The following is a 19,892-nucleotide window of genomic DNA, read 5'->3' as shown; positions in this document are numbered from 1 at the left end:
GCCCTCATCGCGCATTTCCAGCCAGGACTTCGTTCGTATCGCGAGCTCCAACCCCATCAACGCCGGGCTGCTCGAGCGCTTGTTTACGCTTCGCATCCCGCAGTGCCACCTCGCTGCGGGATGTCTTTTTCAGGCCCTCTGGAATGCGCAGTGCGGCCAGCCCGTGGCCCAGGGCGTCAGCGACTACGACGTCTTCTATTTCGACGACTCCGATCTTTCCTATGAGGCCGAAGATCGCGTGATCCGCGCGGTGGGCGCGCTGTGCGCCGATCTGGGCGTGAAGATCGAGGTGCGCAACCAGGCGCGCGTGCATCTTTGGTATCCGCGGCGCTTTGGCGGCCCCTATCCCGTGTTGAAGAGCGCACGCGATGGCATCGACCGCTATCTCGTCGCCTGCACCTGCGTGGGCATCGATGTGGCAAGCGGCGAGCTGTATTCGGCGGACCCGCTCGATGATCTGGCGGCGGGCATCCTGCGGATCAATCCACGTTTTCCGGACCCGGCGCAATTCATGCGCAAGGCGCTGAGCTATCAGCGGCGCTGGCCGTGGCTGCGCATCGAGCATCCGGAGCCCGATGTGTCGTGACGTGCGGACGGGCGTGTGCGATGGGAGATACTGGCGGGAGCATCTCGCGAATTCTTTCGCATACCGACTGAAAGCATGAACAGCAGCATGACCGGATCAACGCAGAGCCCTGCGCTCAACGCCCTGGGAGAGGCGGTGCGGCCCGCGCATCAGCGCATTCCCGCGGACATCATTTCACTGGCCGATTACGAACGCCATGCCATCCACCATATCGAGCGGGGCGCCTGGGCGCACATCCAAAGCGGCGCGGACCAGGGCGTCACGCTCGCGCACAACCGGGCCGCGTTCGATGCGCTGCGGCTTAAGCCCGAGCCGCTGGCCGATCTGCGCAACGCGCATACGCGGCTCGGTTTCCTGGGCCGTGAGCTGATCAGCCCGATCATGCTGGCGCCGGTCGCCTATCAGCGCCTTGCACACGCCGAGGGCGAGCTGGCCACCGTGCGCGCGGCGACGGCCATGCAGAGCGCGATGATGGTGAGCACGCTGGCCAGCTACACGCTTGAAGACATAGCGCGGGCCGCGCAAGGCGCACGCGACGAACTGGGGCGTGGCGCGCCGCTGTATTTCCAGCTCTACAGCCAGCCCGAGCGCGAGACCTCATCGAGCCTTGTGCGGCGTGCCGAAGCGGCGGGCTATGAGGCGCTGGTGTGGACCGTGGATGCGAGCATCAAGCGCTCGCGCTATCCATTGCCTCAAGGCGTGGAAGCCGCCAATCTGCGCGGCAATGACCAGCCGCGCCAGAGCAGCGATCTGATGAGTGAAAGCATCCTGTTCGGCACGCCCCTGGCGCGGCAGGCGCCGGGTTGGGACGAGTTGGCATGGCTGCGCGAACAGACCCACCTGCCGCTTCTGGTGAAGGGCATCCTGACGCCCACGGCCGCCGCGCGTGCCGTGCAGATGGGGGCCGATGCCATCATCGTCTCCAATCACGGCGGGCGGGTGCTCGATGGCGTCGTCTCGCCGATCGACGTCCTGGCCGCCATTCGCGCCGCCGTGCCGCAACAGATTCCGCTGATCGTCGACAGCGGCGTGCGCCAGGGCACCGATGTCGTGAAAGCCATTGCGCTGGGCGCGAGCGCCGTCATGGTCGGCAGGCCGCAACTGCACGCGCTGGCAACGGCGGGCCTGATCGGCGTGGCCCACATGATCCACCTGCTGCGCGCGGAGCTGGAGCTGGCCATGGCGCAGATCGGCAGCCCGACGCTTGCCGATATCGGTCCGGGCGTGATCGCAAACGGCTCCTAGCCAGCCGCCCTGCGGGTGGCGATGTCCGATCCTGGCCAGCCGCCCTGCGGGTGGCGATGCCCGAGCATCGATGCGCGGGCATGCGCTTCATTCGTGCCTCTGTCTGACAGGCGCGCGGCGGCTTTCTTCCTATCATCTGTTGCCATGAGGGAGTACGGGCGCACCCCCGCGACGGATTCTGGCTTGGCGGCCCGGCACCTCATGCCCTGCTCGACCCGCGGTCTTGCAGGTTTGCCTGTTCCCAAAAACCAAGGAGACAACGCCATGCAGATGCGAAAATTCTGGCCGCTCGGCCCCATTGCGGTCGCCATGCTGCTCGCCAGTTGCGGAAGCAGCCACAACGATGACGACAAGGGCGACCTGATCGTCGACTCCAATCCCGACAGTTGCACTGTCCTGAGCAGCACCGGCGGTTCGGTCGTCGTCGGCTCCGGCGTCGCGGGCGACCCGGCCGCTCCCGAGGCGGCTTCCGGATACCGGTTGGGACTGAAGGCCAAGAACTCGAGCAGTTATATGGCCGTCGCCAACACGCCGCTAGCAAGCAAGGCGGGCTGCGAAGTGCTGAAGGCCGGCGGCTCGGCGGTCGATGCGGCGGTTGCCATGCAGGCGGTGCTGGGGCTGGTGGAGCCGCAGTCGAGCACCGTGGCGGGCAGCGCGTTCATGGTGTATTACGACGCGGCGAGCAAGCAGGTCGTCGCATACGACGGGCGGGAGGCCGCGCCGGCGGCGGCCACGGGTTACTACCTCTCGCGCCAGGACCAGGCCGATCCCGACTCTCCCACACCCGTTCCGTCGGCGCGCCGCAGCGGCCGCTCGATCGGCGTGCCGGGCGTGCTGCGCATGCTCGAGATGGCGCAGAAGGAGCATGGAAAACTGCCATGGAAAGGCTTGTTCGACGATGGCATCCAGCTTGCGGACGATGGCTTCAAGGTGCCTGGCCGCCTGAGCGCGGCCATTGCCAGCAACGCATCCAGCCTGGCGCTGGATGCCAATGCCATGGCCACTTACTTTCACGAGGACGGCACGCCGTTCGGAACCGGCGAAGTAATGACCAACAAGCCCTACGCCAACACGCTCAGAAGCATCGCGCAGAAGGGAGCCGATGCGCTGTACACCGGCGAGATCGCGCAGAACATCATCGCCAAGGCAGCGCAAAGCGTGGGTGACGATGCGGCGAAAACACCGATCACGCCCAGCCTGATGACACTCTCCGACCTGGCCGGCTACCAGGCCAAGAAGCGCGAGCCGGTGTGTGTGAATTACCGTAGCACCTACCATGTCTGCACCATGTCGCCGCCGTCGTCCGGCGGTCTTGCGATCGCGCAGTCGCTGGGCATCCTCGGCCAGTTCGACATGTCGCTGTATCCGCCGACCAACCCCGCCAACGAGGGCGGTGTGCCCAGCGTCATGGGCACGCACCTGCTGACCGAGTCGGAGCGCCTCGCCTACGCGGACCGCGACAAATACGTGGCCGACACCGACTTCATTCCGCTGCCGGGCAATGGCGTTTCGACCATGCTGGACGCCGCTTACCTCAAGCAGCGCGCCAGCCTGATCGATCCCGACAAGAGCATGGGAACGGCGCAGCCCGGCGATCTGGGCGACGTGCCGCTGGGCGTGGACAAGACGGCCGAGCATGGGACCACCCATCTGTCGGTGGTGGACGCCTATGGCAACGTGGTATCGATGACGACCACGGTGGAGTCGAGCATGGGCTCGTTCCATATGGTCGACGGGTTCCTGCTCACCAATCAGCTCACGGACTTCTCCGCGGCGCCGGTGGATTCGAGCGGCACGCCCATCGCCAACCGCGTCGCACCCGGCAAGCGTCCGCGCAGCACCATGGCGCCGACGCTGGTGTTCAAGGGCGACAAGCCGGGCGATTTCGTGATGGCCACGGGATCGCCGGGCGGCGGCGCCATCATTCAGTATGTGATGAAGACCATCGTCGGCGCGCTCGACTGGGGGCTGGATGCGCAGCAGGCGACGTCGATGGTGATCGTCGGCGCCTCCAACAGCCCGACCACGGGAGTCGATGGCTCCAACACCACGCTGGATCTCTCGCCGCTGGTGGATGGCCTCAAGGCCAAGGGACACACGGTCAGCACCGCCGCGCAGTCCAGTGGAGTGGCCACCATCATGCGTGTGACCAAGGATGGTAAATCGATGCTGCAAGGCGGCGCGGACCCGCGCCGGGAAGGCATTGTGCTGGGAGACGGCGCGCTCTGATCGGCGCGGCCCCACGGGGCTGGTGGACAAGCGCCTGTCAATGCCGTTGGCAGGCGCTTTCTTTCGTGGAGCGCGGTGCTTTCATGGCGCGGGAGGGGAGCGGCTATTCCAGTATCTGGCGGCAGATGTTCTGTCCCGTGGTCGTGAGCTGCAGGCTGCCGCCCATCCATTCAAGCCAGTGCAGCGAGACCAGGTCGTCGATCATCGCTTCATCGACTTCATTCGCGCGCCTTTTCTGCAACAACGCCGCCACTCCCGGCAGTTCATTACGCAGCTCTTCCCGTCGCTCGTGCGGGATGGGGGACAGCTGATTCATACGATCCCTTCTTTCATTCCATCACAAAAATGCAGCGTACACCCATGCCCGGATGCCCGCATTGGGGAAGTCCTAGGGATTTGCTGCACCAATCGGGTCCGCAAGCTGGGAGTGCGGATCTGGCGGCGCAGAGGATCGGCCAGGACCTCGGATCTATCACTTCGGCGCTGCCCCATGTTCGCACAAACTGGCGGCGGCTCCAAAAAATGCATATTCAACAAACGTGAAACACGATGCCGAAGCGGATGGGCGGCCACGGCGGGGTGGCGGCATCCGTCCAGCGGAAAATGGCATCGGGTGCGAGAATCGAATGCCTTCGCGTATCACATTCCATACCGCACTCCATCATCACCATGCCGCAAGAGAACCTTACTTATCCGCTTCAGGCACCGCAGCCAGGCCATTGGCGCGAAGTGGCGCAAGGCGTCTATTGGGTGCGCCTGCCGATGCCGCTGGCGCTGGACCACATCAATGTCTGGCTGATCGAGGATGGTGACGGATTCGCCCTGGTCGATACCGGAATGCGTACCGAGCAGACGGTGGACATCTGGAATGCGCTGCTGGGCGCGCCGCCATTCAACAAGCGCCTGACGCGCGTTTTCGTGACCCACATGCATCCCGATCACGTCGGCATGGCCGGCTGGCTCACGCGCCGCTTCAAGGTGCGGCTGTGGATGTCCCGGCTCGAATACCTCACCTGCCGGGTCATGCTCTCGGACATGAGCCGCGAAGCGCCGCCGGATGCGCTGGAGTACTTCCGCGAGGCCGGCTGGCCCGATGTGGCCATGGAGAAGTACCGCGCCCGCTTCGGCGCTTTCGGCAAGATGATCTACGCGTTGCCCGACAGCTTCCATCGCCTCTCGCACGGCCAGGAATTGCGGATCGGCTCAAGCCGTTGGCAGGTGGTCATCGGCCGCGGGCACTCACCCGAACATGCCTGCCTGTACAACGCGCAGCAGAAACTGCTGATCTCGGGCGACCAGGTGCTGCCGAGGATTTCATCCAACGTCTCGGTGCATCCGCTGGAGCCCGCCGCCAATCCCATGCGCGACTGGATGGAGTCGCTCGACTGGATCGAGCAGAATATTCCGGACGACGTGCTGGTCATGCCGGCGCATGATGATTGCTTTCTCGGTTTGCACGCGCGCGTGCGCCATCTGCGCGAGAGCCAGACGCGCTCCTTCGAGCGCCTGCGCGATGCGCTGGCCGGTGAGCCCAGGCGCGTCACGGACGTGTTCACGGCGCTGTTCTCGCGGCCTATCGACGCCCATTCATCGCACTACCACCTGGCGACCGGCGAGGCGCAGGCCTGCATGAACTATCTGCTGGAAAGAGGCGAAATCACGCGCACGCTCCAGGACGGCGTGGCATGGTATCAACGCGCGCCGGCCGTTGCATGAGCGCAGGGGGACGGAGCGACGCGGCCTTCGGGGCGCGGGCGATGCATCCCCATGCCGAAACGCCGTGCTGCGGCCGCCAATTACGAAAAGACCCGCTCACCCGGTGATTCGGGTTAGCTATCGCTATCGCAAAGGCTATCGCACATAAAATCTTGCCAATATTGAGAAATATTGATGGGAGAAGTGTGTGCGAAACAGATACCGTGCGATGTTGGGAGGCCTGCTCGGCCTGATGATCTGGGGGTCGGCTGCGGGCGTGGGAGCGCAGGGCCCGTCGGCGCAGGCGGCGCCGCAGGTGGGGGCGGTGATGCAGCCGCTGGATACGCCAAAGGAGTTCGTGCTCACCAAGAGCATGCAGGCGGGGCTTGCCGTTGAGCCCGTGGCCATCGATCTGGGCGACTGGGTCGGCGAGAAGGCGCTGTCCGCCGGTCCCATGCTGGTCGTGGGAACGTCCCGGGACATCGTCCAGGCCAAATCATCCGACGTATTCGGGCTGCTGCTGAAGTGGCAGAGCGCCGCATCGGGCGGCTCGGTCGCGGCAATCAGCCTGAGGTCGGGAAATGCCGAAGGACTGCGCCTGGGCCTGGTGATCGGCAAGCTGCCCGGCAGCGCGCTGCTGCGTCTGTACACCGATCATCAGCCGCAGGCGGTCTTCGAGATCTCGGGGCAGCGGGTGCTGCAGGCCGTGCAGGCCAATATCGACGCGGGAGACACCAGCGAGGCGGGGCGCACCTGGTGGACGCCCATGAGTTCGGGTGACCAGGTCACGCTCGAGATCGAACTGCCGCCCGGAACGTCCACGCAGGCGCTCGAGCTGTCGATCCCGCATCTCATCCACGTGTACGAAAACCTGTCGCTGCCGCTGGAGGGGGAGACCACGGCGAAATACGGCAGCCAGCCCGAGCAGCGGGGTGATGCGCTCTCCTGCCACCTGGACAGCACCTGCTATGACGCATACGACACGCAGCGGCGCGGCGTGGCGCGCATGACCCATGTGGTGGCGTTGGTCAACGGCGGCTATCAATACGGCCTTTGCACCGGCAGCCTGTTGAACGACAGGAGCTCGACCCTCACGCCCTACTTCATCACGGCGGCGCACTGCATGAGCACGCAGACCGAGGCCTCTTCGCTGGAGACCGACTGGTTCTACCTTTCATCGAGCTGCGGCAGCAGCAGTCTGTCGTCATCGACACGGCACCTCTACGGCGGCGCGCAATTGCTCTACAGCTCGGCGGTTCCCGACGTCACGTTGTTGCGCCTGAATGACACGCCTCCCGCGGGGGCCTACTTCCTGGGCTGGAGCACGGCCATCGTGCCCACCGGCGGCAGCCTGTACGGCATCCACCACCCGGCGGGCGATGTGCAGAAAATCAGCTTCGGCACCATGGCGGGCCGCTGGGACTGCACTTCCGCGCTTTCCGGCACCACGTTCAGCTGCCGCGGCAGCGCCGACGGCGCCTACTACAACGTGAAGTGGTCGCAGGGGCTCACGGAGCCGGGCAGCAGCGGATCGCCGCTGATCAACGGCACCCAGGTGGTCGGCGTGTTGACTGGCGGCTCGGGGGCCATGTGCCCCGCCACCAATACGGAGAGCTTCTACCCCAGCCTGAACAGCGTGTTCGCCAACCTCCAGCGCTGGCTGTATCCCGATACCGATACCCCGGTGACCACGCCCACGCCCACGCAATCGCGCGTGCCCGTCTACCGCTTCTTCAACAAGGGCACGGGCACGCATTTCTTCACCGCCAGCGCGGATGAGCGCGACTTCGTGATCCAGACCTATCCGCTGCTCCAATACGAGGACGTGGCGTTCTATGCCTCCTCTTCGCAGCAGACCGGGCAGAGTGGCGTCTACCGCTTCTTCAACACTTCATCGGGAGCGCATTTCTACACCATCAGCGCGGGCGAGCGCGACTTCGTGATCGACGCGTATCCGGTATTCAACTACGAAGGCGTTGCGTGGTATGCGCGGCAGGACAGCTCCGATGGCGCCGTGCCTATCTACCGCTTCTTCAACTCCCGGACGGGCGCGCATTTCTACACCATCAATGCGCAGGAGCGCGACTTCGTGATCGAGGCCTACCCGGTGTTCCAGTATGAAGGCGTCGCCTACAACGCCTGGAAAACGCCCTGAGAAGGCCCCCGGCGCATTTCCGCGCCGGGCCTTCACGGCGAAACCGTGGATGACCCGGCGGAATCAATCGATGAGCTGGCCGCCGTCGTGGAACGGATAAGGCCCCTCGAATGCGCCGCTGGCCGCCAGGTGCGACACCAGCCTTGCCCCCCTGGGCAGCGCATGCAGCGCATAGGCCGGCGGCTCCAGGGTCCAGGCGGATGCGGCGTCGGGATCGAGATCGAGGCACACCTGGTGCGCGGGCGAGGGGATGGTCGATGCCACCGTCGCGCCAAAGCGCACCTGGATGCTGCGGTGCAGATGGCCGCAGATCACGCGCTCCACGTTGGAATGGCGTGCCACGATCGCCTCCAGCTCCGCCGCTCCGGTGAGCAGCCCGATCTTGTCCATGTGGCCGATCAGCGTCTGGAATGGTGGATGATGCATGGCGATCACCACGGGCCTGTGGCGCAGCTTTTCCAGTTCCGTCTCCAGCCATTCAAGCCGCTGCCGGCACAGTGTTCCGTGGCTTTCGCCGGGCGTGACCGTGTCGAGCGTGACGAGCTGCAGGTCGCCGATCGGCACGCTGTATTGCACGAAGCCTTCGCTCCCGAGGTAGCGGTGCGTGGGGAAGCTCGCGCGCAGCTGCTCGCGCTCGTCGTGATTGCCCGGCAGCAGGTAGATGGGCGTGTTGCCCAGCGGCGCGAGCAGCGATTGCAGATGCTGGTATTCCGCCGCGCGGCCGAAATCGGTGAGATCGCCTGTGATGACGATGGCGTCCGGCTTTTGCGGCAGGCGGTTGATGGACTGCACGGCCTGCGCGAGATAGGGCGCGGTGTCGATGCGTCCATAGGCGAGCCTGCCCGGCTCGCGGATGTGCAGGTCGGACAGCTGCAGCAGCAATGTCATGTCGTTTCTGGTGTGTTTGTTCATGGTGTTTCGTCTTCCATCATGGGCATCAGGTGAGCGGGCGCGATGCGTATGCCGACGGTCTCGCCCTCGCGCGCCGGGTGATCGCGGTCCACGTCGGCCAGCAACGCGCCTTGCCCCTGGACGTCGAGCGTCAGCTGTACGCGATCGCCGAGGAAATTGCGCCGCCGCACCCGCGCGCTGCCCCAGTCCGGCCCGGATGGGCCGATCTGGATATCCTCGGGCCTGACCAGCACCGTTGCCCGCGCGGCAGGGCAATGCAGCGCCATGCCGCCCAGTTCCACCATGCCGCCGGCGGAAGCGCCGAGCCGGTTCACGCGGCCAAGGAACGACGCCACGAAGTGATGGGCCGGCGTGCGATAGAGCGATTCGCCGTCACCCACCTGGACGATGCGTCCCGCGCGCATCACCGCCAGGCGGTCCGCGATGGCGAGCGCCTCCTGCTGATCGTGCGTGACGTGTACCGCGGTGATGTGCAGGCGGCGCAGCAATTCGGCGAGTTCATCGCGCAGTGACTCCTTGAGCTTGGCGTCCAGCGCCGTGAGCGGCTCGTCCAGCAGCAGGACGCGGGGCCTGGCCGCGACCGCGCGCGCCAGCGCCACGCGTTGGCGCTGGCCGCCGGAGAGTTCGTTGGGGCGCTTTTTCTCCAGGCCGTTGAGGCGCACCAGATCGATCAGCTCGCCCACCACGCGCTGGCGCTCGGCCTCCGGGGTGCCGCGAATCCTGAGCCCATAGCCGATGTTGGCCTGCACCGACATCTGCGGGAACAGCGCGTAGTGCTGGAACACCATGCCCACGTTGCGCTGCTCGATGGGAAGCTGCGTGACATCGGTGTCGCCGAAGCGGATGCGGCTGCCCGCATCGGGCGATTCGAGCCCCGCGATCAGGCGCAGCAGCGTGGTCTTGCCGCAGCCCGACGGGCCGAGCAGGGCGAGCACTTCTCCCGGCTCGACGACGAGGCTGGTGGGCTGCAGGCCGCGCGTGCCGTCGGCATAGGTCTTCGCGCAGTGGTCGATGTCGATGCGTGTGCGTTCAATTTCCATAATGTTTTCCGATCAGGGTGCCCACGGCCTGGAGCGCCCAGAGCACGGGCAGGATCACCACGAGAAAGACCAGCGTGTAGGCGGAGCCGATCTCGATGCGCATCGATGCGTAGCTGTCGGCCAGGCCGACGGGCAGCGTGCGCGTCAGCGGCGTGTGCAGCATCCACGTGAGGTTGAATTCACCCACCGACAACGTGAACACCATCAGGCTGCCGGCGATGATGGCCGGCAGGACGGCTGGCACCAGCACGCCCAGAAAGCGCTGAGCAAAACTGGCGCCCAGAGACCGCGCGGCCTCTTCGAGCGCGATCAGCTCATGCTTTTGCAGCGCGGAAGACACCGTGCGCACCATGAAGGGCATGGTGAACACCATGTGCCCGACCAGGATGAAGGCAAAGCTCTGGCGAAAGCCCTGCAGCGTTCCATACACCAGGATCAGCGCCAGCGCGCTGGCAAGGCCGGGGACGGCGACCGGCAGCGTGAGCAGCTCCTCGAACAGCCGCGCCCAGCGCGAACGCGTGCGGGCCAGCATGTAGGCGCAAGGCACGCCGATCAGCAGATTGCCCAGCACGCACAGCGCGGCGATGGCGAGCGACCAGCCCACGGTGCCGCCGTAGTTGTCCCATACCTCCACCAGCCAGCGCGTGGTGAGCCCGCTCTTGATGCCGCTGCCATAGTTGTTGACCAGGCCCGCCATCATCGACAGCAGAATGGGCGCGAGCATGAACACCGCGACCAGCGCGGTCAACAGCATCAACGATATCGGAGCCTGTCTTGCGTTTCGCATGATCGCCGCTCCTCCTCAAAGACTGGAATGTCCCGACACACGCCGGGAAATCCAGAGCACGGCCCACGTGATCACTCCCAGCGCGATGGACAGGCTGGCAGCGAGCGCGAAATTGGCGTAGTTGGTGAATTCGTTATAGATGGTGATGGGCAGGACCTCGAATTTGGCGGACAGAGTGAAGGCGGTGCCGAACGCTCCCATGGCCGTGGCGAAGACGATGGCGCCGCATGCCAGAGTGGTCGGCGCGAGTTCGGGAATCCAAACGTCGCGCGCCACGTTCCAGCGTGATGCGCCCATCGACCTGGCGGCTTCTTCGAGCTGCGCATCCATGGCCTGCGCCGCCGCCGTATAGGTGGCGATGGCGCGCGGCAGCGAAAAATACAGATAGGCGAGAAACAGCCCGAGCAGGCCATAGGCGAAGGTCACACGCCCCCAGCCCAGCGAGTGGGTCAGGTTGGCGAGCACGCCTTGCCGTCCTCCCATCAGGATCATGAAGAAGCCGATGATCACGCCGGGAAAGGACAGCGGCAGCGTGAGAAGCGACAGCAGCAGTTGCCGACCGCGAAAGCGCTGGCGCGCGAGCGTGATACCCACCAGCGCGCCGACCAGCAGCGTGGCGAAAGTGACCGCCAGCGAAAGCGCCAGTGTCTGCACCAGGCTTTGCAGGTAACGGGCATTCGTGAGCACCACGAAGTACGTGGCCCATCCGTCTTTGGCGGGCAGCGCCAGCAGCCTGGCGGCCGGCAGCAGCCAGAACGCGGCGAAGAACGCCGCCGCCGGCGCCGCGCAGGCGGCCAGCAGCGGGCGTGAAGGACTGAATCCGGTTCGCATGGGTGGCGGCGCAGGCGCTTATTGCGCTTCCTTCATGTAGCGATCGGAAAAGCTCTTCTGCGCCGCGGCCATCTTGTCGTAGTCCACGGTCCTGGCGCGCGCATACTCGGCGGCCGGCAGGAAGCGGTCCTGGATTTCCTTGGGCATCGCGATGTTGCGCACGGGGCGCAGGTAGGCGTTGGCCCAGATGGTCTGCCCTTCGTCGGAGAGGACGAAGTCCAGCACCTTCTTGCCGTCCGCGGCATGCGGCGCCTTGTTCACCAGGCTCATCACGTAGGGCACTACCACGCTGCCTTCCGCGGGAATCACGAATTGCACATTGGCCTTGTCCTTGTACTTGGCGCGGTAAGCGTTGAAATCGTAGTCCAGCAGGATGGCGATCTCTCCGGACAGCACCCGTGCGTAGGCGGTCTGCTTGGGGACGATGGGATCGTTCTTCCTGAGCTGCTTGAAGTAGTCGATCGCCGGCCCGAAGTTGTCCAGCGTGCCGCCGCGCGCCTGGTTCACCGCGACCGCGCCGACATAGCCGACGAATGCGGAAGCGGGGTCCAGGTAGCCGACCAGGCCTTTGTATTCCGGCTTGAGCAGATCGGCCCACGACTTAGGCACCGGCTTGCCGCCCAGCGCATCGACGTTGACCATGAAGCCCATCGTGCCGGAGTGGATGGAGAACCAATTGCCCGCGGGATCCTTCATGCCGTCGGGAATGTCTTCCCAATGCGCGGGCTTGTAGGGCTGCACCACGCCATCCTTCATGGCCTGATACGCGAAGGTGACGCCAAGATAGGTCACGTCGGCGACCGGGCTGGCCTTCTCGGCGACCAGTTGAGCGAGCGACTGGCCGGAGTTCTTGTTGTCCGGCGGGACGGTCACGCCGGTCTTGGCCTTGATGGCCTTGATCTGGGTGCCCCAGTCGGCCCATTCGGTCGGGCAGTTGTAGCAGATGGCGGTTTGCGCGAACACGCCGCTGGCGGCGAGGCCGAGCGTGAATACCGCGGTTCGTGCGAGAGTTTGAAGGCGAGTTTTCATGAAAGGCTCCTTAAGAGTCTGAGGACGGTGGGGTGATGGTCGGGGCGCGCGCGCAGGACTCGGCGGCCCGGAACTGGTGCGCCAGCGTGACGCTGGAGCGCGCGGTCAGCGGCGCATCGGCGGCGATGGCCTGGGCGAGCAGCGCGACGCTGTGTTTTCCAATATCGGCATTGGGCTGCGCGATGGTGCTCAGCATGGGAGTGAGGTCCTGCCCCAGGGCGATGCCGTCAAAGCCCGTGACGCTGAGCTGCCCGGGGACGCTCAGCCCTGCCAGGTGCGCGGCGCGGATGCAGCGGATCGCAATCAGGTCGTTGGAGCAGACCAGCGCCGTCGGGCGCTGCCGTGCGTCGCGCAAAAGCGCGGAGACCTCCTGGGCGGCCGTCTGCACGAACGGCACTTCGATCAGCGGCAGTTCGGCATGGGCGGCGCGCCGCATGCCGTCGCGGTAACCCCGGTAGCGCTGCTTGGCGCGGTCCGACGCCTTGAGCAGGCCGCTGACCATGGCGATGCGCTCATGCCCGAGTGACGAGAGGTGCGCGATCAGCTCGGCGACCGCCTTCTCGTTGTCAACTCCCACGCATGGATGCCTGGCATGCTGGTTGTATGCCAGCACATAAGGCAGCCGTTCGGCCGCCAGCCGCCGCAGCGCATCGGAACTGTCAGGGTTGGATACCACCAGGATGATGCCGTCCACATTGCCTGCCAGCAACTGGTTGACGGCATGGTCTTCGCGCTCGGTGCGGTATTCGGTGGTGAAGGGCTGGATGGCATAACCGGCCAAGGCGGCGGCGGATGCAATGCCCTCCAGGCATTCGGCAAACACCGGATTCAGCAGCGTGGGCAGCACCACGCCGATCACCCGGCTGCGCTGCGTGCGCAAAGTGCGCGCGCTGGCGTTGGGGGTATAGCCCATCTCGGCGGCGACCTGCTGCACGCGCAGGCGCGTCTGCGGCGTGACCTTGTCCGGCGCATTGAGCGCGCGCGACACGGTGGCGACGGAGACGCCGGCGGCTTGGGCTACGTCCTGAATGCGCATGCAGCGGTTCCTTCTGCGGATCGTCCGGTTGATGTAAACGATTACATTGAACCATCCAAGTATGACGACAGCGTGACGGATGCAGGCGAGGGATTACCCGCTGATGCCATGCCCGAGAAGAAGGCATGACGCGGCGGTGCAATGAGGAGGGGTGCGCCGCTGCGGCCCGCGTTCAGCCGTCGACCGGCTGTGCTGGCGTTTCGAGTGTGAGCTGATAGAGCGCCAGGTCGAGCCAGCGCCCGAATTTGAAGCCCACCTGCGGCAGCGTTCCCGCGTGCCTGAAGCCCAGCCGCTCATGCAGCGCGATGCTGCCTTCGTTCGCCGCATCGATGGCGCCGATCAGCGTGTGTACCCTGTCGCTTTGGCGCGCGGCGTCGATCAGGGCGTTCATCAGCAGCCTGCCCAGTCCGCGCCCACGATGATCCCTGTGGATATAGACGGAGTGCTCGGCGGTGTATTTGTAGGCGGGATGGGGTCGGAACGGCGCCCAACTGCAGAAGCCGAGAAGGGTGCCGGCTTCGTCCTCGATGCCGATCACCGGCAGATTTCCCTGGCGCTTGGCCTGGAACCATGTGTCCATGTGGTCCATGGTGCGCGCCTTGTAGTCGTACAGCGCGGTGGAGGTCTCTATGGCGTCGTTGAAGATGCCGAGAATGGCCGCCGCGTGGCGCTCGAAAGTGCAGGCGACGAATCGGAGGTCGGGATGGCTGGTGTTCATGGGATGGTCCTGGGTCTTTGCCGCGCGCATATCGCCCCAAGCCGGGCTGTGGAGCATCAGCGGTCCATGTCCTTGCGCGTCCGGACGGGCTCGTTGGCGTTCCTGCGGCTGGCTCCGGCGCGCCCCGCCTTGCTCCACTCGTAGGCATGGCCGTCGGGGGTGTGGCCGTCCTCGACGGCGCTGACTCCAGCGGGGCCCACCATGTCGCGCAGTTCGGAGGAAATCGTCACGTGCGCGTTGCGGGTGTCGGCGCGCAGTTGCTGGCACCGCGTGAGCGCTTCGCTCATTTGCCTGTCGCCATAGTGCAGGCAGGCGGGATGCCAGGAGGGCGCCTGGCCTTCCTGGCTGTCGTTGCGCATGTAGAAGACGACGATGCCCATGGCCGGACTATTTGGAGCGCTTGACGCGCAGCAGCTCGTCGAGAATCAGGCAGATCGCGCCGATGGTGATCGCGCTGTCCGCGATGTTGAAGGCGGGAAAGTGGCGGCCGCCGAGGTGGAAGTCCAGGAAATCCACCACGTAGCCATGCTGCAGGCGGTCCACGACGTTGCCGATGGCGCCGCCGAGAATGCTTGACAGCGAGAAGCAGAACAGCTTCTGTCCGGGGTGCGCCCGCAGCTGCCAGAGGATGAAGATGGCCGCCGCCAGACCGATGCCGGTGAACGCCCAGCGCTGCCAGCCGCCCGCGTTGGCGAGAAAGCTGAAGGCGGCGCCGGTATTGTGCGCGCGCACGATGTTGAAGAAGCTCGTGATGTGGGTGGTGTCGCCCAGCTTGTAGTAGCCCAGGATCAGCACCTTGGTGAACTGGTCGGCCAGAAAGATCACCACGGCCCAGGCAAGCCAGGGCCAGATGCTCGCACCGCCGCTGCTGGAGCTGCCGCGCGCCATGCTCAGACGAAGCTCCGGGTTTCACCGGCGCCATGGAGGTTGCTGATACAGCGGCCGCAGAGCGTCGGGTGCTCGCTGCTGCTGCCCACGTCGCCCTGGTAGTGCCAGCAGCGCTCGCACTTGGTGTCCGTGGACGGCCTGACCTCCACGGCCAGCGCGGCGCCGGCCTTGAGGTCGACCTTGGAGACGATGAGCGCGAACTTCAGGTCCGCGCCCAGCGTGCCAAGCAGGGCATGGTCTTCGGGCGCGGCGGTGAGAACGATGTCGGCTTGCAGCGAGGAGCCCACCGCGCCGCTGGCGCGCACGGCCTCGATTTCCTTGTTCACCACGTCGCGGATGGCGCGGATGCGCTCCCACTTGGCGGCCATCGCTTCGTCGCCCGCCGGGATGGTGGCGTAGGTTTCGAGGAAGATGGAGGGCGAGGCGCCGAACAGCTTCCAGGCTTCCTCTGCCGTGAACGAGAGGAACGGCGCCATCCAGCGCAGCATGGCGTGTGTGAGCTGGTGCAGCGCCGTCTGCGCGCTGCGGCGCGCATGGCTGTTCTCGGCGGTGGTGTAGAGGCGGTCCTTGAGCACGTCCAGGTAGAAGCCGCCCAGGTCCTCGGAGCAGTACAGCTGCAGCTTGGCGACCACCGGGTGGAATTCATAGACCTTGTAGTGGGCCAGGATCTCCTGCTGCAGCGCGGCGGCGCGGGTGAGCGCGTAGCGGTCGATCTCGAGCATTTCCTCGAACGGCACGGCGTGCGTGGCGGGATCGAAGTCGCTCACGTTGGCGAGCAGAAAGCGCAGCGTGTTGCGGATGCGGCGGTACGAGTCGACCACGCGCGCGAGGATCTTGTCGTCGATGGCGAGGTCGCCCGAATAGTCGGTCGATGCGCACCACAGGCGGATGATCTCGGCGCCGAGCTTGCCGCTGACCTCTTGCGGCGAGACGGTGTTGCCCAGCGATTTGCTCATCTTCTTGCCCTGGCCGTCGACCGTGAAGCCGTGGGTGAGCAGGCCGCGATACGGCGCGCGGCCATAGATGGCGCAGGCGAGCAGCAGCGACGAGTGGAACCAGCCGCGGTGCTGGTCATGGCCTTCGAGGTACAGGTCGGCCTCGGGGCCTTCGTCGTGGTGCATGTAGTCGTGCGTGCCGCGCATCACGTGCCAGAAGGTGGAGCCGGAGTCGAACCACACTTCCAGGATGTCGGTGCTCTTGGTGTAGTTCGCCGCCTCCTGCGCGCCCAGGATGTCTTCGGCGCTCACGCGGCTCCAGGCCTCGATGCCGCCTTGCTCGACGATGGCGGCCGCCTGGTCCAGTATCTCCATGGTGCGCGGATGCAGCTCGCCCGAATCCTTGTGCAGGAAGAACGGGATCGGCACGCCCCAGCTGCGCTGGCGCGAGATGCACCAGTCGGGACGGCCGGCGATCATGTCGCGCAGGCGCGCCTTGCCGTTCTCCGGGTAGAAGCTGGTGTGCTCGATGGCCTCGAGCGCGATCTGGCGCAGCGTCTTCTGCGGCTTGTCGCCGGCCTTGGTGAATACGCCTTCGCCTTCGTCCATGCGCACGAACCACTGCGCCGCCGCGCGGTAGATCACCGGCGTCTTGTGGCGCCAGCAATGCGGGTAGCTGTGCGTGATCGTCGTGGTGTTGAGCAGCCGGCCCGCCTTGTCCAGGGCCGCGAGGATGACCGGCACGGCCTTCCAGATGTGCTGGCCGCCAAACAGCGGGAAGTCGGGCGCGTAAGTGCCGTTGCCCTGCACGGGGTTCAGGATTTCGTCGAGCTTCATGCCGTGCGCCATGCACGAGTTGAAGTCGTCCAGGCCGTAGGCGGGCGAGGAGTGCACGAGGCCCGTGCCGTCGGTGGCGGTGGCGTAGTCGGCCAGGTACACGGGAGCAAGGCGCCTGTAGCCCGCGTCCACGTCGTAGAGCGGGTGCTCGAACTCCAGGCCGGCGAGCTTCTCGCCCTGGGCCACGGCCAGCACCTTGCCCTCGAGGCTCCAGCGCTTCATGGTGTCTTCCACGAGCGTCTCGGCCACGATCAGCAGGCCGCGCGCGGTATCCACGAGCGCGTAGGGCAGCTCGGGGTTCAGGTTCAGCGCCTGATTGGCCGGGATGGTCCACGCGGTGGTGGTCCAGATCACGGCGAATGCGTCCTTGTCGAGCGCGGGCAGGCCGAAGGCGGCGGCCAGCCGGGCTGGATCGTGCGCCTTGAACATCACGTCCAGCGTCTGGCTCTTCTTGTCCTGGTATTCGATCTCGAATTCGGCCAGCGAGGAGGCGCAGTCGAAGCACCAGTACACGGGCTTGAGGCCGCGATAGACGAAGCCGCGCTCCATCACGCGTTTCAAGGCGCGCAGCTCGCCCGCCTCGTTCGCGTAGTTCATGGTCTTGTAGGGGTGCTCCCAGTCGCCGAGTACGCCCAGGCGCTCGAAGTCGGCCATCTGCTGCTCGATCTGCTCGGTTGCGAACGCGCGGCTCCTGGCCTGCATCTCATCGCGCGGCAGGTTGCGGCCATGCAGTTTCTCGATGGCGTTCTCGATGGGCAGCCCGTGGCAGTCCCAGCCCGGCACGTACAGAGCGTCGAAGCCCTCGAGCTGGCGGCTCTTGGTGATCATGTCCTTGAGGATCTTGTTGACCGCGTGGCCGATGTGCAGCTTGCCGTTGGCATACGGCGGGCCATCGTGCAGGATGAACTTGGGCGCGCCGCAGCGTGCGTCGCGCAGCTTCTTGTACACACCCTGGTCCTGCCATTCCTTGACCCACCCCGGCTCGCGCCTGGGCAGGTCGCCGCGCATCGGGAATGGGGTGTCGGGCAGGTTCAGGGTCTTGCGGTAATCCGTTTTGCCGGACGTGTCTGTGGCTTGCTGTTGATCTGACATGGGCTGAAATCTTGAAAGCGGTCTGACCCCGGACGAAAGCCGGAGCGCTGAATACGATGGGGCGGCTGGAGTGTGACGGCGCGGGCGTCAAATTCGGTCGCGCGTGGTCTGACGCCGGGTCTCGGCATGCGTGGAGGCGGCAAAAAACGCGCGGGCATCCTCGCAATCCTTGGCGATACCAGCGGTCAGGGCGTCGAGGCTGTCGTATTTCAGCTCGTCGTGCAGTTTGTGCAGGAGTTCCACGCGGATGATTTTACCGTATGCACCTTCGGCACCCAGGTGGGCGGGCCATTCCAGGCAGTGGGTCTCCAGCAGCACGCGGCCGCCATTGACGTCGTTCGGGTCGATGGAGGGGCGGATGCCCAGGTTGGCCACGCCGGGCAGGGCGTGCCCGGCGAGCCCGTGGACGGCGACCGCGAAAATTCCGCTGGCGGCGGGCTTCCAGTGCTTGAAGCGCAGGTTGAGCGTGCGAAACCCGTCCTGGTGCGCGCCGCTGGCCGCCGACACACCCAGTTGGCGGCCCAGCTTGCGGCCGTGGACCACGTGGCCGGAAATCGCATACGGGCGGCCCAGCAAGCGCGCCGCATCCGCGAGATCGCCCTGGCACAGCGCGTCGCGCACGGCGGAGCTGGAGACGCGCAGGCCGTGGACCTCGTAGCTGTTCATGCGGGCGACGTCGAAGCCGCGCTCGCGCCCGGCGGCGTCGAGCATGGCATAGTCGCCCGCGCGTTTGGCGCCGAAGCGGAAATCATCGCCAACCAGCACGTATTGCGCGCCAAGCCCGTTGATGACGACGTCCTCGATGAAGCTCGCTGGGGGCTGTCCGGCCAGCTTTTCGTTGAACGGCAGGACGATGGTTTGCTGCACGCCGCATGCGGCCAGCTCGCAGAGCTTGTCGCGCAGCGTGCCGATGCGCGCGGGTGCGAGTTCGGGTTTGTTCAGCCGGGCCGCGAAATAGTCGCGCGGGTGGGGCTCGAAAGTGAGCACGCAGCTTTGCACGCCGCGCTGGCGGGCCTCGTTGTTGAGAAGAGCCAGCATGGCCTGGTGCCCGCGATGCACGCCATCGAAATTACCGATGGTCAGAGCGCAGGCCTGCGCGACGCCCGGATGATGCAGGCCTCGGAAGATTTTCATCACTTCACTTTTCTTTTGATAGCGTCTGGAAACCGCCAGGCTGGCTATGGACGCCAATTCGTCACGAAAAGAGTATATTCTGAGCCAGCTGGTCGCCGCGCGGGTGATCTGGCACTGCTTATCTGCATTCCGAGTCTTGTTTTCCAACTGTGTACTGGAGGCGTGTGGTGAAGGTGTTGAAGCTGTCGGCCCAAGGCTTGCCGCAATCGTGGATCACGCTGGAACAGGCGGTGACCCACTATGCCGCCGGGGAAGTGCGCTGGGAACTCGGCGCGCAGGTGGCGCTTTTTCGCGGCGGCCACAACGCGGTGACGGGCGAGCAGTCGCAGATCGCGGTCAGCAGCATCATCGGCACCAGGGGCGTTCCGGCGATCGACCCGTTCGAGCTGAAACCCACGCTGAGCAACAGCAAGCTCTTCGTACGCGACCGCAACGTGTGCGCCTACTGCGGCGGCCAGTTCCACGAGGACGATCTCACGCGCGAGCACATCGTGCCGTTCGCGCGCAATGGGCAGGATCACTGGATGAACGTGGTCACGGCCTGCCGCCCCTGCAATCACCGCAAGGGGCCGCGCACGCCGGAGCAGGCGCACATGCCCTTGCTGTATGCGCCCTACGTCCCCAGTCTGTGGGAGGACTTCATCCTGCGCAATCGCCGGATCCTGGCGGACCAGATGGAGTTCCTGATGGCGCACGTGCCCAAGTCTTCCCGGCTGCTGAGCAGTTGATGCGGGCCCGGGCTC

18 protein-coding genes are annotated in these 19,892 nt (G+C 65.6%); 6 read left to right on the top strand and 12 right to left on the bottom strand.

What is annotated here, in order from left to right:
- The 3 genes from ABWP92_RS01865 to ggt form a co-directional block, all read left to right on the top strand.
- Positions 1-586, top strand: a 586-nt coding sequence (locus ABWP92_RS01865) for a nucleotidyltransferase family protein (RefSeq protein ID WP_353233637.1), incomplete at its 5' end; no start/stop codon positions are given.
- An 87-nt stretch (positions 587-673) separates the two neighbouring features.
- A complete protein-coding gene (locus tag ABWP92_RS01860; RefSeq protein WP_353233636.1) occupies positions 674-1,831 on the top strand; it encodes an alpha-hydroxy acid oxidase in 1,158 nt (385 codons plus the stop codon).
- A 264-nt stretch (positions 1,832-2,095) separates the two neighbouring features.
- Entirely contained in the window at positions 2,096-4,060 is a 1,965-nt protein-coding gene (gene ggt / locus ABWP92_RS01855) for a gamma-glutamyltransferase (protein ID WP_353233635.1), read from the top strand.
- Positions 4,061-4,163: 103 nt separating this feature from the next.
- Here the strand turns inward: ggt and ABWP92_RS01850 are convergent, their stop codons facing one another.
- Positions 4,164-4,376, bottom strand: coding sequence for a hypothetical protein (locus ABWP92_RS01850; protein WP_353233634.1), 213 nt, complete (start codon positions 4,374-4,376; stop codon positions 4,164-4,166).
- A gap of 353 nt (positions 4,377-4,729) precedes the next feature.
- Between ABWP92_RS01850 and ABWP92_RS01845 the strand changes: the two genes are divergently transcribed.
- Both ABWP92_RS01845 and ABWP92_RS01840 read left to right on the top strand, forming a co-directional pair.
- Positions 4,730-5,776 (top strand): MBL fold metallo-hydrolase, encoded by a 1,047-nt coding sequence (locus ABWP92_RS01845; protein WP_353233633.1) that lies wholly within the window; start codon positions 4,730-4,732, stop codon positions 5,774-5,776.
- A gap of 187 nt (positions 5,777-5,963) precedes the next feature.
- Complete coding sequence (locus ABWP92_RS01840) at positions 5,964-7,910, top strand: trypsin-like peptidase domain-containing protein (protein ID WP_353233632.1); 1,947 nt, start codon at positions 5,964-5,966, stop codon at positions 7,908-7,910.
- A gap of 63 nt (positions 7,911-7,973) precedes the next feature.
- On the opposite strand, the gene ABWP92_RS01835 is transcribed toward ABWP92_RS01840, so the two are convergent.
- The 11 genes from ABWP92_RS01835 to ABWP92_RS01785 all read right to left on the bottom strand — a co-directional run bounded on the left by ABWP92_RS01835 (position 7,974) and on the right by ABWP92_RS01785 (position 19,149).
- Positions 7,974-8,822, bottom strand: a complete 849-nt coding sequence (locus tag ABWP92_RS01835) for a phosphodiesterase (protein WP_353233631.1) — start codon at positions 8,820-8,822, stop codon at positions 7,974-7,976.
- Positions 8,819-9,862, bottom strand: a complete 1,044-nt coding sequence (locus ABWP92_RS01830) for an ABC transporter ATP-binding protein (RefSeq protein WP_353233630.1) — start codon at positions 9,860-9,862, stop codon at positions 8,819-8,821. Before ABWP92_RS01830 ends, ABWP92_RS01835 begins: the two co-directional genes overlap by 4 nt.
- Positions 9,852-10,649, bottom strand: a complete 798-nt coding sequence (locus ABWP92_RS01825) for an ABC transporter permease (RefSeq protein ID WP_353233629.1) — start codon at positions 10,647-10,649, stop codon at positions 9,852-9,854. Before ABWP92_RS01825 ends, ABWP92_RS01830 begins: the two co-directional genes overlap by 11 nt.
- 15 nt (positions 10,650-10,664) lie before the next feature.
- Complete coding sequence (locus tag ABWP92_RS01820; protein ID WP_353233628.1) at positions 10,665-11,480, bottom strand: ABC transporter permease; 816 nt, start codon at positions 11,478-11,480, stop codon at positions 10,665-10,667.
- Between the two features lie 18 nt (positions 11,481-11,498).
- Positions 11,499-12,509, bottom strand: a complete 1,011-nt coding sequence (locus ABWP92_RS01815; protein WP_353233627.1) for an ABC transporter substrate-binding protein — start codon at positions 12,507-12,509, stop codon at positions 11,499-11,501.
- Positions 12,510-12,519: 10 nt separating this feature from the next.
- Positions 12,520-13,545 carry a LacI family DNA-binding transcriptional regulator gene (locus ABWP92_RS01810; protein WP_353233626.1) on the bottom strand — a complete coding sequence of 342 codons (1,026 nt, stop codon included), beginning with the start codon at positions 13,543-13,545 and terminating at the stop codon, positions 12,520-12,522.
- A 172-nt stretch (positions 13,546-13,717) separates the two neighbouring features.
- Positions 13,718-14,263 carry a GNAT family N-acetyltransferase gene (locus ABWP92_RS01805; RefSeq protein WP_353233625.1) on the bottom strand — a complete coding sequence of 182 codons (546 nt, stop codon included), beginning with the start codon at positions 14,261-14,263 and terminating at the stop codon, positions 13,718-13,720.
- A 56-nt stretch (positions 14,264-14,319) separates the two neighbouring features.
- Positions 14,320-14,643 (bottom strand): hypothetical protein, encoded by a 324-nt coding sequence (locus ABWP92_RS01800; RefSeq protein WP_353233624.1) that lies wholly within the window; start codon positions 14,641-14,643, stop codon positions 14,320-14,322.
- A gap of 7 nt (positions 14,644-14,650) precedes the next feature.
- A complete protein-coding gene (gene lspA / locus ABWP92_RS01795; RefSeq protein WP_353233623.1) occupies positions 14,651-15,151 on the bottom strand; it encodes a signal peptidase II in 501 nt (166 codons plus the stop codon).
- A 2-nt stretch (positions 15,152-15,153) separates the two neighbouring features.
- Positions 15,154-18,015 (bottom strand): isoleucine--tRNA ligase, encoded by a 2,862-nt coding sequence (gene ileS / locus ABWP92_RS01790; protein WP_353233622.1) that lies wholly within the window; start codon positions 18,013-18,015, stop codon positions 15,154-15,156.
- An 87-nt stretch (positions 18,016-18,102) separates the two neighbouring features.
- On the bottom strand, positions 18,103-19,149 hold the full coding sequence (locus ABWP92_RS01785; RefSeq protein WP_353233621.1) for a bifunctional riboflavin kinase/FAD synthetase: 1,047 nt from the start codon (positions 19,147-19,149) through the stop codon (positions 18,103-18,105).
- A gap of 167 nt (positions 19,150-19,316) precedes the next feature.
- Between ABWP92_RS01785 and ABWP92_RS01780 the strand changes: the two genes are divergently transcribed.
- Positions 19,317-19,877, top strand: coding sequence for an HNH endonuclease (locus ABWP92_RS01780; protein WP_353233620.1), 561 nt, complete (start codon positions 19,317-19,319; stop codon positions 19,875-19,877).
- Positions 19,878-19,892: the final 15 nt, after the last annotated feature.

Source organism: Diaphorobacter ruginosibacter (assembly GCF_040396215.1).
Classification (GTDB): domain Bacteria; phylum Pseudomonadota; class Gammaproteobacteria; order Burkholderiales; family Burkholderiaceae_C; genus Diaphorobacter_A; species Diaphorobacter_A ruginosibacter_A.
The sequence above is the reverse complement of the archived record's forward strand: the minus strand, read 5'-3'. Positions and strand labels throughout refer to the sequence as shown.

Bases quoted from the DNA above. Each gene is read 5' to 3' on its own strand.
- ABWP92_RS01850 (WP_353233634.1), bottom strand. From the start codon at position 4,376: ATGAATCAGCTGTCCCCCATCCCGCACGAGCGACGGGAAGAGCTGCGT.
- ABWP92_RS01815 (WP_353233627.1), bottom strand. From the start codon at position 12,509: ATGAAAACTCGCCTTCAAACTCTCGCACGAACCGCGGTATTCACGCTC.
- ABWP92_RS01860 (WP_353233636.1), top strand. From the start codon at position 674: ATGACCGGATCAACGCAGAGCCCTGCGCTCAACGCCCTGGGAGAGGCG.
- ABWP92_RS01800 (WP_353233624.1), bottom strand. From the start codon at position 14,643: ATGGGCATCGTCGTCTTCTACATGCGCAACGACAGCCAGGAAGGCCAG.
- ABWP92_RS01830 (WP_353233630.1), bottom strand. From the start codon at position 9,862: ATGGAAATTGAACGCACACGCATCGACATCGACCACTGCGCGAAGACC.
- ABWP92_RS01835 (WP_353233631.1), bottom strand. From the start codon at position 8,822: ATGAACAAACACACCAGAAACGACATGACATTGCTGCTGCAGCTGTCC.
- ABWP92_RS01845 (WP_353233633.1), top strand. From the start codon at position 4,730: ATGCCGCAAGAGAACCTTACTTATCCGCTTCAGGCACCGCAGCCAGGC.
- ABWP92_RS01810 (WP_353233626.1), bottom strand. From the start codon at position 13,545: ATGCGCATTCAGGACGTAGCCCAAGCCGCCGGCGTCTCCGTCGCCACC.
- lspA (WP_353233623.1), bottom strand. From the start codon at position 15,151: ATGGCGCGCGGCAGCTCCAGCAGCGGCGGTGCGAGCATCTGGCCCTGG.
- ileS (WP_353233622.1), bottom strand. From the start codon at position 18,015: ATGTCAGATCAACAGCAAGCCACAGACACGTCCGGCAAAACGGATTAC.
- ABWP92_RS01785 (WP_353233621.1), bottom strand. From the start codon at position 19,149: ATGAAAATCTTCCGAGGCCTGCATCATCCGGGCGTCGCGCAGGCCTGC.
- ABWP92_RS01825 (WP_353233629.1), bottom strand. From the start codon at position 10,649: ATGCGAAACGCAAGACAGGCTCCGATATCGTTGATGCTGTTGACCGCG.
- ABWP92_RS01805 (WP_353233625.1), bottom strand. From the start codon at position 14,263: ATGAACACCAGCCATCCCGACCTCCGATTCGTCGCCTGCACTTTCGAG.
- ggt (WP_353233635.1), top strand. From the start codon at position 2,096: ATGCAGATGCGAAAATTCTGGCCGCTCGGCCCCATTGCGGTCGCCATG.
- ABWP92_RS01820 (WP_353233628.1), bottom strand. From the start codon at position 11,480: ATGCGAACCGGATTCAGTCCTTCACGCCCGCTGCTGGCCGCCTGCGCG.